Annotated in this window: 12 protein-coding genes; 5 read left to right on the forward strand and 7 right to left on the reverse strand. The window is 61.5% G+C overall.

The features are described 5' to 3' along the window. Positions 1-24: 24 nt before the first annotated feature. The 7 genes from C5F53_RS15145 to C5F53_RS15175 are packed head-to-tail and all read right to left on the reverse strand — an operon-like array spanning position 25 to position 8,162. Positions 25-780: an SDR family NAD(P)-dependent oxidoreductase gene (locus C5F53_RS15145; RefSeq protein ID WP_105262206.1), complete on the reverse strand. Its 756-nt coding sequence runs from the start codon at positions 778-780 to the stop codon at positions 25-27. Then, on the reverse strand, positions 773-1,786 hold the full coding sequence (locus tag C5F53_RS15150) for a branched-chain amino acid ABC transporter permease (RefSeq protein ID WP_236635387.1): 1,014 nt from the start codon (positions 1,784-1,786) through the stop codon (positions 773-775). Before C5F53_RS15150 ends, C5F53_RS15145 begins: the two co-directional genes overlap by 8 nt. Next, a complete protein-coding gene (locus tag C5F53_RS15155) occupies positions 1,741-3,033 on the reverse strand; it encodes an ABC transporter substrate-binding protein (protein WP_105262208.1) in 1,293 nt (430 codons plus the stop codon). Before C5F53_RS15155 ends, C5F53_RS15150 begins: the two co-directional genes overlap by 46 nt. Positions 3,034-3,044: 11 nt before the next feature. Next, entirely contained in the window at positions 3,045-4,391 is a 1,347-nt protein-coding gene (locus C5F53_RS15160) for an ABC transporter substrate-binding protein (RefSeq protein WP_105262209.1), read from the reverse strand. Between the two features lie 47 nt (positions 4,392-4,438). Next, a complete protein-coding gene (locus tag C5F53_RS15165) occupies positions 4,439-5,341 on the reverse strand; it encodes an NAD(P)-dependent oxidoreductase (protein WP_105262210.1) in 903 nt (300 codons plus the stop codon). Between the two features lie 17 nt (positions 5,342-5,358). Continuing rightward, complete coding sequence (gene iolC / locus C5F53_RS15170) at positions 5,359-7,293, reverse strand: 5-dehydro-2-deoxygluconokinase (protein ID WP_105262211.1); 1,935 nt, start codon at positions 7,291-7,293, stop codon at positions 5,359-5,361. Continuing rightward, on the reverse strand, positions 7,290-8,162 hold the full coding sequence (locus C5F53_RS15175) for a MurR/RpiR family transcriptional regulator (RefSeq protein WP_105262212.1): 873 nt from the start codon (positions 8,160-8,162) through the stop codon (positions 7,290-7,292). Before C5F53_RS15175 ends, iolC begins: the two co-directional genes overlap by 4 nt. A gap of 174 nt (positions 8,163-8,336) precedes the next feature. Here C5F53_RS15175 and C5F53_RS15180 point away from each other — a divergent pair, with 174 nt between their 5' ends. Genes C5F53_RS15180 through C5F53_RS15200 form a run of 5 tightly spaced genes read left to right on the forward strand, consistent with a single transcriptional unit; the run spans position 8,337 to position 12,996 of the window. Then, entirely contained in the window at positions 8,337-9,350 is a 1,014-nt protein-coding gene (locus C5F53_RS15180) for a branched-chain amino acid ABC transporter permease (protein WP_105262213.1), read from the forward strand. Next, positions 9,347-10,090 (forward strand): ABC transporter ATP-binding protein, encoded by a 744-nt coding sequence (locus tag C5F53_RS15185; RefSeq protein WP_105262214.1) that lies wholly within the window; start codon positions 9,347-9,349, stop codon positions 10,088-10,090. The genes C5F53_RS15180 and C5F53_RS15185 overlap by 4 nt, the downstream gene beginning before the upstream one ends. Beyond that, positions 10,087-10,818 (forward strand): ABC transporter ATP-binding protein, encoded by a 732-nt coding sequence (locus tag C5F53_RS15190; protein WP_201740866.1) that lies wholly within the window; start codon positions 10,087-10,089, stop codon positions 10,816-10,818. Before C5F53_RS15185 ends, C5F53_RS15190 begins: the two co-directional genes overlap by 4 nt. A gap of 5 nt (positions 10,819-10,823) precedes the next feature. After that, complete coding sequence (locus C5F53_RS15195) at positions 10,824-11,444, forward strand: ATP-binding cassette domain-containing protein (protein ID WP_105262216.1); 621 nt, start codon at positions 10,824-10,826, stop codon at positions 11,442-11,444. A 46-nt stretch (positions 11,445-11,490) separates the two neighbouring features. After that, complete coding sequence (locus C5F53_RS15200) at positions 11,491-12,996, forward strand: CoA-acylating methylmalonate-semialdehyde dehydrogenase (RefSeq protein WP_105262217.1); 1,506 nt, start codon at positions 11,491-11,493, stop codon at positions 12,994-12,996. Positions 12,997-13,026 lie beyond the last annotated feature (30 nt).

Below are 13,026 nucleotides of genomic sequence, written 5' to 3' on the forward strand. Positions count from 1 at the left end.
TGGAATTGTGTGCTGGCCCGTGGCCTAGTCCATCAGCAGGCCGCCGTTGATGTCGATGATCTCACCGGTGATGAAACCCGCCAGCGGCGAGGCCAGAAAGCGCACCACATGGGCAAACTCTTCGGGTTCGCAGAAGCGCCCCACGGGAATGTCTTTGAGCAACTTCTGGCGCTGCTCTTCGTTGAGCTGTTCGGTGATCATGGGGGTCTTCACATAGGCGGGGGCAATCGCGTTGGCAGTCACGCCAAAGCTGGCCAGTTCACGCGCCAACGAGAAGGTCAGCGCGCTCATAGCGCCCTTGGACACCGAGTAGGCCGTGCCCGCCGTCAATCCGCCCGTCTTGGCGGCCAGCGAGCTGGTGTTGATGATGCGGCCAAAGCGCTGGGCCTTCATGGCCGGTACCACCTGCTGCGACAGGTAGAAGGCGCCGTCCAGGTTGGCGCCCATCACGCGGCGCCATTCCTGCGCGTCGGTGGCTTCTACCTTGTTGTTGGAGAGGATGCCGGCGTTGTTGACCAGAATATCCACCGTGCCCAGCGTCTGCACGATGCGTGCATGGCCCTCCTGCACCGCCTCGGCGTCGCTGATGTCGAACGAAAAGGCCGCAGCATTGGGGCCCAGCTCGTCGGCCAGGGCCTTGTTGCGGGCGTGGTTGAAGTCCACCAGTGCGACTTTGCAGCCGTCTTCGAGCAGCACACGCACGGCGGCCAGGCCCATGGTGCCAGCGGCACCGGTGACCAGGGCCACTTTGCCCAGGAGAACTTTCGCGGTATCAGACATCGAGAACACTCTTCTTTCCAAACAGGCCGCGGGAGCGGAAGGTCACCACGGCAATGAACAACAAATACATGGACATCAGCGACCACTCCGAGGCATAGGCCCCGGTGATGCCCACCACCATGCCCACCATGAGCCCGGCAATCACCGCACCCCAGAGCGAGCCCACACCGCCCAGCACGATGATCAGGAAGGCGGGCACGACAGCGTCCACCCCCACGTGGGGCCGGATGCCCCAGATGGGCGCCATGACCACCCCGGCAATCGCGGCCAGTGCCACACCCAGGCCAAACACAAACAGGCGCAGGCGTGACAGGTTGATGCCCAGGGCACGCACCATTTCGCTGTCATGGGCGCCCGCCTTGATGATGGCGCCGAACGGGGTTTTCTGCAAAAACACCCACAGCAGCAGAATCATCACGATGGCAAAACCGCTGGCAAACAGCCGGTAGTTGGAATACAGGATGTCACCCACCATAAAGGCCCCCGAGATGGCGGGCGGCAGCAGCAGCTGTTTCTCGGAAGAGCCCCACAACAGGCGGATGCCTTCTTCAATCACCAGTGCGGCACCAAAGGTCAGCAGCAGGCCATACAGCGGGTCGCGCCCATAGGTGCGGCGCATACACAGCTCCAGCAGCATGCCAAACAGGCCGACAAAAATGGGGGCCAACAGCAGTGCCAGCACATAACGCGTTTCTATGCTCAGTGCCATGTACCAGGCTTGCAACTCGGGAAACATGCCGAGCTGCGGCGCCACGATGAAGAGGGCGAAATACATGCCCAACGCAAACAACGAACCGTGCGCGAGGTTGATGGTTTCCATCACCCCCACGATCAGCATGAAGCCCAGGGCAATCAGCGCAAAAAGCAGGCCCAGCGAAATGCCGTTGGCCAGATGGGGCAGTAGTGAAAGAAGAAAGTCCATAAGGATGTCTTGGTAGTGGTAAGCGATGAAAGGGCGGGTCAGGGCTCGTAGCTCGGGGTGGCGGCGTACGACTCCAGCTTGCATTGCTGCACGCTGCTGCTGTCTTCCACTTCATCGGGCCGCAGGCGCGCGAGGATGTGAAAAATGTCGTCGCTCCCCCGGGGGAACGAGTTGTAAGAGGCGATGTAAATATTCTGTTGCAGCTGGTGGGTCAGCGGGTTCATGTAGGCGTCTTCATGCTGCATGCGTCTGATTGCAGGAATGCGCAGGTTTTCCAGCTCCTTGATGACCTTGAGGTTGTGGGTGCTGCCCACGCGTTCAATCGCGTTGAACAGCTCATGGGTGGCCATGTAGCCGTTGTAAAACACATTGCCCGGCACCTTGATGCGGTAGTTCGGGTTGGTGCGCTGGTAACGCTCCACAAACTCCTTGATACCGGGCAGTCGCATGCCCCAGTACCAGGTGGTGCCAAAAATGCCAAACATGGCTTCGCGCCCCAGGCCGTACACATCGGGCCAGTCTTGCTGGTTGTTGATCCAGCCAAAGCTGCGGTCCATGCCAGCCTTGCGCACCTGGTCGCGCAGGGCCTTCAGGTCCTCGCCCCCCACCGCCGTGGCAATCACGCCGGGTTTGATGTGCTGAATTTTTTGCAGCAGGCTGGAGAAGTCGCGGGTGTTCTGTGGCACCAACAGTTCTTCCACAATCCGCCCACCGTTGCCCTCCACCAGTGTGCGGATACCGCGTGCCGTGTTGTGCCCCCACTGGTAGTCACTGGTCAGCAGCAGCCAGTCGTGGCCGAAACCTGTCATGGCCCCTTTGACCACCGAGGTGGAAAAGTTGGTGCCGTTGCCGTCCCAGACAAACTTGGTGCGGTGGCAGTCCTTGCCGGCCTCGGTCGGTGAGCTGGAGTTGGTGTTGAAGTAGATGCAACCGTACTTTTGCGCCACCTGGGAAATGGCGTTGGCTGCGCCTGAATGCACACCACCGAGCAAGAACGCGACCTCATTTTTGGCGAGCATGGTTTTCGCCACCTCTGCTGCCTGCACCGCATCCCCCCCGGTGTCCGCATGCACGGTTTCAATACGCCGGCCCAACACCCCACCCCGTGCATTCACCTCGCTGATCGCCATCAGAATGCCGCGCTGCTCGTCTTGCCCACTGGACGCATACGGTCCCGTGTCGTCTGTGGACAAGCCGATCAGCAAAGGCTTTTTGGCACCGGTCTGCGCCCAGGCGCGGTGCACATTCCAGGGGCCCAGAAAGCCCAGTGCGGTGGCACCGGCGCCCTGGATCAGCCGCCGCCGCTGCACGGAGGTGGTGGGGGATGTCATGGTCGTGGTGCTCAGACTTCGTAGGTGGGCGTAGCTTCGTAGCTCTCCAGCTTGCACGCGCCTTGCGAATCCTTGTCTTGCACGTCCTTGGGGTCGGACTGGGTCAGGATCTTGTAGATGTCGTCCTTCTCGGCCGGCTGGTCGTTGTAGGTCGCCATGTAGATGGTCTGCTGGCACTGGTGGGTGACCGGGTCGATCCACGCATCAAAGTGCTGCAGGCGGTCAGCGGCAGCCATCTTGCGGCCTTCGAGCTTCTTGATCACGGCGATGTTGTTGGTCGTGCCGGCTTCTTCCACGCAGCGCAGCAGTTCACGTGTGGCCATGTAGCCGTTGTGGTACACGTTGCCGGGCACGCGAATGGCCATGCCGGGGTACTGTTTCTGGTAAGCCGCGACGAACTCTTTCACGCCGGGCAGTTGCAGGCGCCAGTACCAGGTGGTGCCAAACACGCCGAAGATCTGCTCGGGTCCCAGGCCGTAGACATCTGGCCAGTCTTGCTGGTTGTTGATCCAGGCCATGGTCTGGTTCATCTTGAGCTGCACCACTTGCTGGCGCAGCGCCTTGATGTCATCGCCGCCCACGGCCGTGGCCACCACGTTGGGCTTGAGCTGTTGCAGCTTGAGCAGGTAGGCCGAGAAATCACGGGTGTTTTGTGGCACCAGCAGTTCTTCCACAATCTTGCCGCCGTTGGCTTCCACAATGGCGCGCGTGGCCTTGGAGGTAGTGTGGCCCCACACGTAGTCGTTGGTCAGCAGCACCCAGTTTTTGCCATTGTTTTTGATGGCGTTGCGCACCGTGGCATTGGAGAAGTTGGTGCCATTGCCGTCCCAGACAAATTTGGTGCGGTGGCAGTCCTTGCCGGCCTCGGTGGGCGAGCTGGAGTTGGTGTTCAAAAAGATCGTGCCGTACTTCTGGGCGACTTGCGAGATGGCGTTGGACACGCCGGAGTGCACCGCACCGATCAGGAAGGCTGCCTCGTTGCGGGTGATCATGCGCTCGGCCACACGCGAACCGGTGGCCGGTGTGGTTTCGGTGTCGATGTGAATCGCCTCGATGCGGCGGCCCAGCACACCGCCCTTGTCGTTGAACTCCTTGATGGCCATCATGGCGCCCAGGCGCTCCATGCCACCGGAGGCGGCGTACAGACCCGAGGCGTCCATGGTCAGGCCAATGGTCAGCGGTTTCTTTTGTGCGGCCTGGGCCCACACGGTGTTGTGTTTCCAGGGGCCCATGAAAGGTGCCGCGCCATACAGGCCCACGCCTGCCACGGCCAGGCTGGTGTGTTTGAGCAGCGAACGGCGCGATGCCGAAACACTCTCGGGTTGGGTTTTGGTGGTGGTGTTGTCAGATTCGCTCATGGTTGTCTCCTCGGTGGTTTTGGGAAATAGAACAGGTACGAGAACGCTTAACGGGGAACGATCTTCACGTCGTTTAATTTTTCTTGGGCTTCGAAAAGGGAGGCGATCAGCTTGTCGCCAAAACCGGCGTTGCTGGCCTGGATCAGGCTCTGGTGGGTGGCCTCACCCATCAGGCTGGCCACAGGCAGCATTTCCGCCAGGTGGGTGTAGTAACGCAAGTCTTTTTGGGCGTTGGAGATGCCGAACTTGAAGCCGGTCACGTCGCCTTCTTTCAGGGTCTTGGTGGCCATCATCTGGAAGATGCCGCAGTTCACGCCGCCGGCGGTGATCACGTCATACAGGCGGTTCAGGTCCAGCCCGCTTTTGGCGGCCACGGCAAAGGCTTCGGCAATCGCGGCGGCAAAGGTCATGGCCATCATGTTGTTGACCAGCTTGAGCACATGGCCGTGTCCGGGCGGGCCCACGTGGAAAATGTTTTCGCAGAAGGCCTTGAGCACAGGCTCCAGCACCTTGAAGTCTTCGGCGTCAGCGCCCACCATGGTGTTCAGGCGGCCTTCTTCGGCTTCCTTGGGGGTGCGGGCCAGCGGGGCGTCCACCAGCTTGATGCCTTTGGTGGCCAGGTCGTTGCGGATGCGGGTGCTGGACGAGGGTTCTGCCGTGGAGGTATCCACCACGATCAGGCCGGTGCGGCCGCACTCCATCAGGCCCTGGGGGCCATAGACAATTTGCTCCACCTGCGGCGAGCCGGTCACGCAAATGAACAGAATGTCCGACGCCTGCGCGCACTCGGCATTGGTGCTGGCCTCTTTGGCGCCTGCGGCGATCAGGTCGGCCAGGTTGTCGCGGTTGCGGTTGACCTTGAAGGTCAGCGGGAAGCCTTTGGCCAGCAGGTTCTTGGTCATGCCGTGGCCCATCATGCCGATGCCGATAAATCCGATTTTCTGTGTCATGGTTTTCCTTGGGTCATTCAAATGGTGGCTGCGGTGGCTTCCACGGGCTGGGTGGCCCGGGCTGCGTCCCACAGCGTGATCAGGCGGGCATAACGCGCCGCAATGTCCTTGACGACATCGGCGTCACCCATCTGGTCGGCGAACCAGCTGTTGGCGGCGTCGGCGAAGATGGAGCGGCCCACGGCAAAGCCGCGGCAGATGGGGTGGGGTGCTGCCACCTGGAAGCTGCGTTCCAGCTTGTCTTCGCTGGCTTCCAGGCCCAGCACGAGCACGCCGCGGCAGTGCGGGTCATGGCGTGCAATCACCCGGGCAATGGCTTCCCACTCGGCGGCCGAGGCCGCAGGTGGCAGCTTCCACCAGTCGGGGTAAATGCCGGCGCGGTAGATCTGTTCCATCGCCTCGGGCAGGGTGGTCTCGTCCGAAGCCATCTCGCGCGGCGGAATCACCTCGACCAGAAATTCATGGAAGGTGTCCACGCTGGCTTTTTGTAGCTCGGCCAGACGCGCGAGCTGGGCTTCGCGCAGGGGCACTGCATCGTGCGGGTGGTAGTAGACCAGGCACTTGGCCACATGCTCGCCGGGCCAGGCGCGCATGGCCGAGGCCAGGTGTGAGCCAGCCTCGAACTGCAGAGGGCGCGAGCCCGGCAGTTCCACGGGGCGTGCGACCCACCAGCCGGTGCCGGTCATGGGGGGGAACACGTCTTCGCCAAAACGGCCGTCGACGATGATGCCCACGCCCGCGCGCTTGCCAGCGCCCTGGCGTGCGCCTTCGGCAATCAGCAGCTTGAGTGCGGGGATGCGCGCGTGGTTCGCGCCATGGCGGTCGGCCAGCTCTTCGAGCTGCATGCGGTGGTCAAACGCGAGAATGACCAGATCGTTGTCCCAGCGGCGCGTGCGGGTGCTGACGCGGTGCAGGTGCTCCAGCTGCAGGTCTTCGCGCAGACGGCGGGTGTTGGAGCCGTGGTCCAGGAAAAACTGCAACTCTTCCCAGCTGGCCATGGCCGGCGCGCAACCGTGGCGGGACACCACCAGCGCACCACAGGCATTGGCATAGGCGCAGCAGCGGGTCAGCGGCTCGTCGCGAATCCAGCCGCGCAGGAAACCCGCCATGAAAGCGTCACCCGCACCCAACACGTTGTACACATCGACCGGAAAGCCCGGACCTTTGAGGCCCTTGTCCAAGCTGTCGGGAATTGCACCTTCAAACACCACACATCCCATGGGGCCGCGCTTGACCACCAAGGTGGCGTCGCTGAGTTCGCGCAGGCGGCGCAGGGCCACCAGGGTGTCGGTACTGCCACCGGCGATGTGGATTTCTTCCTCGGTGCCCACCACCAGGTCGCAGGCGCTGATGACGGTTTGCACATGGGCACTGACTTCGGCCGATGGCACAAACCGCTGTTCGCCCAGACCGGGGCTGGTCAGTCCCCACAACACGGGGCGGTAGTCAATGTCCAGTACCACGCGGGTGCCGGCTTCCTTGGCCAGGGCAATCGCCTTGCGGCAGCTGGTGTAGGTATAGGGCTGCGACAGATGGGTGCCGGACAGCAGCAGGGCCTTGCTAGAGGCGATGTAAGCCGCATCGAAGTCGCTTTCACTGATGGCCATGTCGGCACAGTTGTCGCGGTAGAAGATCAGCGGGAAGGTGTCGCGGTCCTGGATGCCCAAAAACACCAGCGCGGTCAGGCGCTTGGGGTCGGTGGTGACATGGCTCACATCCACGCCCTCGGCCTGCAGCGTTTCACGTACAAAGCGGCCGTTGTGCTCATCACCTACCCGGGTCAGCATGGATGACTTCAGGCCCAGACGCGCGGTTCCCACGGCGGTGTTGGCCGGCGAACCTCCCATGTATTTGGTGAAGGTGTGCATGTCTTCCAGGCGGCCTCCAATCTGTTCTCCATACAGATCAACCGCGGCGCGGCCCATGCAGATCACATCCAGTTTTCGACTCATAGGGTTCCCTTTTTGCGAGGCGTACTGCGCCCCGGTGGTGTGGTTGGTTTTTCGGCAAGCTGATGTCCCACGCTGACGACCAAGGCCTGGGCCAGGCACAGCGGCGCCACCAGCGAGCGGAAAGGTTTGGACGAGTCGTCTGCCAGCTCCAGGCAGACGTGGGCAGACGGTTTGAGCGGGGAGAGTGGTCCATCGGTGATGGCGATCACCTGCACGCCCAGGGCGCGGGCCTTGGCGGCCATGTCAATCACATCGGGCGAATAGTTGCGAAAGCTGGAGGCCAGTAGTACGTCGCCTTTGGACATGGCGCGCAGGCTTTCACGCAACATGCCACCGCTGCCGTCCAGCAGGTGGGTACGCAGCTCCAGCTGGCCCAGTGCATAGGCCAGGTAACCCGCCACCGGAAACGCGCGGCGCTGTGCCAGCACAAAAATGCGCGGCGCATTGGAGAGGAGTTTGACCGCGGCCTTGAGGTCTGACTGCAGGATGGTTTCTTCCAATTGCCCCAACTCGGCGACCGATTCACTCACCAGTTCGTGCAGCACCCCAGCGGGGGCACGGGCACCCCGGTTTTTTTTGCTGCGCATCTGGTCGATGCGTTCACGGTAGCTGTCAGAGCGTTCCAGCAAATGGCCGCGGAACACCTGCTGCATTTCCGAGAAGCCCTTGTAGCCCAGCGCGTTGGCAAAACGGATCATGGCCGAGGGCTGCACTTCGGTGGCCTCGGCCACGGTGGCCACGGTACCCAGTGCCAGGTCGTTGGGTTGCTCCAGGGCAAAACGTGCAATGCGCTGCAATTGTTTGGACATGTCCGGGTAGATCCGGCCAATCAGGTCCTTCAATTCGTCGTAGGTCGTTACTGGGTCCATAAGCTGCTCGTTGCCATTCAGGGAATGTGTAGGGGTTGTCTCTTCAAGCTCTGCATTTAGTTCTTAAATTTAGAACAAATGTTCTTGCATGTTTGAATAATAGAACGTATATTCTGTTTTGTCCAGATCTTTTCGGAACATTTATTTCAAACCTAAAACAGAGACACCTTCCCCATGCAACTTGCTTCAGGCCGTGCGCCACTGTTCCCCCTGCCCATGCTGTTAGCAGTGGCAGTCTTCTTATCCACCCCGCTCTGGATTACCCAGGCGGGCCTATACCAATACCTGGCGCTTGAAATCATGATCTGGGTGTTGTTTGCCATGGGCTACAACCTGTTGCTGGGCTTCACCGGGCTGCCGTCGTTTGGCCATGGGGCTTTTTTTGGCATCGGTGCCTATGCGTTTGGCTTGTTGCAGCACAAGATCTGGCCCAACCTGTGGTTCGACCTGGTGGGTGCCGTGGTGGTGACCGCCGTGCTGGGCGGACTGGTAGCCCTGTTCATCTCGCACCGGCGCGGAATTTATTACTCCCTGCTCACCATTGCGTTTGGCCAGGTGTTCTGGTTCATCGCCAACAAATGGAGCAGCGTGACCGGTGGGGAAGACGGCCTCTTGAGCATCAAGCGCCTGCCCGCCGACCTGGGTTTCGTCTCCTTCGACCTGGCCAGCAACAACGCGCTGTTTTTCTTCTGCCTCATCCTGTTTGCACTGGTGCTGGTGGGTCTGTGGCGCCTCATCCATTCGCCGCTGGGGCGCATCTTCAGCGCCATCAAGCAGAACGAAACCCGCGCCTCGTTTGTGGGCTACAACGTGTGGCTCTACAAGTGGTTGGCGTTCACCATTTCTACCGCCGTGGCAGGTCTGGCTGGTGCCATGTTTGCCATGGCACAGCAGTCGGCCTACCCCAATGTGATGAGCCTGCAAACCTCGGGGTTTGTGGTGATGATGGTGTTGATTGGCGGTGGTCTGGTGAGCTTCTGGGGGGCACTGATTGGTGCCACCTTCTTTATCCTGGCACGTGATTTGTTGGGTGCCTACACCGAGACCTGGCTGCTCTGGTACGGCCTGGTTTTCATGGTCATGGTGCTGTTCAAGCCGGAAGGCATTGCCGGTGCCTGGCAAGCCTGGCGCAACCGCCCCCGCAAGACGGTGGCCACCTCCGCCGCTGCGACAGGAGGTGCCCTGTGAAGTTATTCGAAGCGACCGGCCTGTCCAAACGTTTTGGTGCCCAGGTGGTGTTGCAAGACATCACGCTGGGGTTCGAAGAGGGCCACCTCAACGGCATCATGGGCCCCAACGGCGCCGGCAAAACCACCTGTTTCAACGTGCTCACGGGCCGCTACAAACCTGACCGCGGCAGCGTCACGTTTGCGGGGGAAGACATCACCGGTTTGTCCCCCCGCGAGATCGCCTGCAAGGGCATCTCCCGCTCGTTCCAGATCATGAACCTGTTTGACAGCTACACCGCGCTGGACAACGTGCTGATGGCAACCCCCCATGTGCGCAAACAAGGCTTCAACCCCTGGCGCGACCTGGGTGCAGACCGTACCGCGCAAGACCTGGCCGCGGCCGTGCTGGAGCGCGTGGGCCTGAAGGGCAAGGAACGTGTGTTGGCCAGCAGCCTCTCGTATGGCGAGCGCCGTGCGCTGGAGATTGGTGTGGCCCTGGCGGCCGAACCCCGCATGCTGTTTCTGGACGAACCCACCGCCGGCCTGGGTGCCGAGGGCACGGCCCGTCTGGCCGAGCTGGTGAAAACCCTCAAACGCCAATTGACCATTGTGATCATCGAACACGACATGAACTTTCTTTTCAGCCTGGCGGACCAGATCTCCGTCATCCATTGGGGCCAGGTGATCGCCCAGGGCACACCCGATGCGCTGCGTCAAAACGAGTGGGTTCGCCGCTCCAACCTGGGAGCACTGGCATGAGCGCCGTATTAAAACCCGCTGCGGCGGCATCGATGTTGTCCATTGACCACATCGACACCTTCTATGGCGAGACCCAGGTTTTGTTCGATGTGTCGCTGCAGGTAGGCCCCGGCGAAGTGGTGGCCCTGCTGGGCCCCAACGGTGCCGGCAAGACCACCACGCTGCGTTCCATCCTGGGGCTCACACCACCGCGCAAGGGCGCCATTGCATTCGATGGCAAAGACATCATACGCACGCCCACACACGAGATTGCCAAGGCCGGCCTGGGCTGGGTGCCGGACGACCGGCGCATTTTCCCCACGCTGACGGTGGCCCGCAACCTGGCTATTGCGCGAAAGCAGACCCGTTTTCGCAAGTGGAACGAGAAAGAGTGTTTCGAGATCTTCAGCGCCATGGAGTACTTGATGGAGCGCGAGTGCGAAAACCTCTCGGGTGGCGAGATGCAGATGGTGGCCATCTCGCGTGCGCTGCTGGGCTCGCCCGGTCTGGTGCTGTTTGACGAACCCAGCCAGGGCCTGGCGCCCAAGGTGGTGCAAGACGTGATGAAAACCATCACCCGGCTCAAGGCCGAGGGCATTGCGGTGCTGGTGGTGGAGCAAAACGTGCAGAGCGCGCTGGCCGTGGCCGACCGCGTGTACGTCATGAACCTGGGCAAAGTCATTCACGAAGGCCCTGCGGCCGATGTACGCAACGACCCTGCGTTGCGCCAACAGCTTTTGGGAGTCTAGTCAGCATGAACCAACCAATCTTGCGTGTGGAAAACCTGGCCAAGCAATACCAGCGCGGCGTTTTCAAGAAGACCACCACCTTTTCGCTGAATGCGAACTTCGAAATTGCCAAGCCCTGCGTGGTCGGCGTCATGGGGCCCAATGGCTCCGGCAAGACCACGCTGTTTGAGCTGATCACCGGCAGCAACCTGCCCACCAGCGGCCGCGTCATCGTCAACGGGCAGGACATCCACGAGGTGAAAACCCTGCAGCGTGACCGCATGGCGGTGCACTACCACCAGTCGTACCAGGTGCGGTCGTTCCAGAAGAAGAAGCCCGACTTTCTACTCTCGAACGCGACCGAAAAATCGCCGCTGATCCACCTGTTTGACGAACCCCAGTTCAACACCCAGGACGGCTACATCGGCTTCATGCTGGATTTTTTCACGCGCCTCAAGCAAAGCGGAAAGCTCGTGTTCCTGTGCATGCACCCCAACGAGCCCTTCCACATCGACATCCTGCGCGAGCAATGCGACAGCTTTGTGTTTGTGCAAAAAGGTGTGGTCACCCAGGCGCCGGACTTCACCACGTTGACCAACGACGAGCGTGTGCGCACCTACCTGGGCGCCCTGGCGCCCCAGCGTTAGAGCACCACGTCTTCCCCTCCACCTCACCACCAGCGAATCCCCACTGATGTCAACCCTTCCCGTTATCCAGCACCTGATCCACGGCGACCTCGTGGACGGCGGCAGCCGCACCCAGCCGGTCTACAACCCCGCCACCGGCCAGGTGCAAAAAACCTTGCTGCTGGCCGACACCGCCACCGTGGAGCAGGCCATTGCCAGCGCACAGTCGGCCTACCCGGCATGGCGCGCCACGCCGCCGCTCAAGCGCGCGCGGGTGATGAGCAAACTCAAAAACCTGCTCGAAGAAAATGCAGCCGGCATCTGTGCGCTGGTGACCGCCGAACACGGCAAGGTGCTGGCAGACGCCATGGGCGAGTTGCAGCGCGGCATAGAGAATGTGGAGTACGCCAGCTACGCACCCGAGCTGCTCAAGGGTGAACACAGCAAAAATGCCGGCCCCGGCATTGACTCGTGGAGCGAGTTCCAGCCGCTGGGTGTGACGGCCGGCATCACACCGTTCAACTTTCCCGTGATGGTGCCTTTGTGGATGTGGCCCATGGCCGTGGTGTGTGGCAACACCTTCATCCTCAAACCTTCGGAGCGCGACCCCAGCAGTGCCCTGCTGGTGGCCCAGCTGGCTTTGCAGGCCGGTCTGCCACCCGGGGTGCTCAATGTGGTCCATGGCGACAAGGAGGCGGTGGACGCCTTGTTGGCCGACAAGCGGGTACATGCGGTGAGTTTTGTGGGCTCTACCCCGATTGCCGAGAGCATCTACGCCACCGGCTGTGCCAACGGCAAACGCGTGCAAGCCCTGGGCGGCGCCAAAAACCACGCCGTGGTCATGCCCGATGCGGACATAACCAATGCCGTGACCGCGCTCATGGGCGCGGCCTACGGTTCGTGTGGCGAACGCTGCATGGCCATCCCACTCGTGGTGGCGGTGGGCGATGCCACGGCCGATGCGGTGGTGGCCGGCCTGAAGGTGGAGATCGCCAAGATGCGCGTGGGCCCTGGCACCCATGCCCGCAGTGACATGGGGCCGTTGGTGACCAAAGCACACCGGGACAAGGTGAAGGCCTATGTGGACCAGGGCGTGCAAGAGGGCACCACCCTGGTGGTGGATGGCCGCAACGCCGTGGTGCAGGGCTATGAAGAGGGTTACTTTCTGGGCCCCTGCCTGTTCGACAACGTCAAGCCCGGTATGGTGATTTACCAGGAAGAAATTTTTGGCCCGGTGCTGGGTGTGGTGCGCGTCAAAACCTTGCAAGAAGCGATGGACTTGATCGACGCCCACGAATATGGCAACGGTACCTGCATCTTCACCCGCGACGGTGAAGCGGCGCGTTACTTCACCGACAACATCCTGGTCGGAATGGTAGGTGTGAACGTGCCCCTGCCCGTGCCCGTGGCCTACCACTCGTTTGGCGGCTGGAAACGTTCGCTGTTTGGTGACCTGGGTGCTTATGGCCCGGACGCGGTGCGTTTCTACACCAAGCGCAAAACCATCTCGCAACGTTGGCCGTCGGCCGGGGTGCGCGAGGGGGTTGCCTTCAGTTTCCCCAGCAACCGTTAAGCCGTTGTCGATGCGGCCTGGTACGGAGGT

This window comes from Rhodoferax sp. TS-BS-61-7 (genome assembly GCF_002943465.1).
Lineage (GTDB): Bacteria > Pseudomonadota > Gammaproteobacteria > Burkholderiales > Burkholderiaceae_C > Allorhodoferax.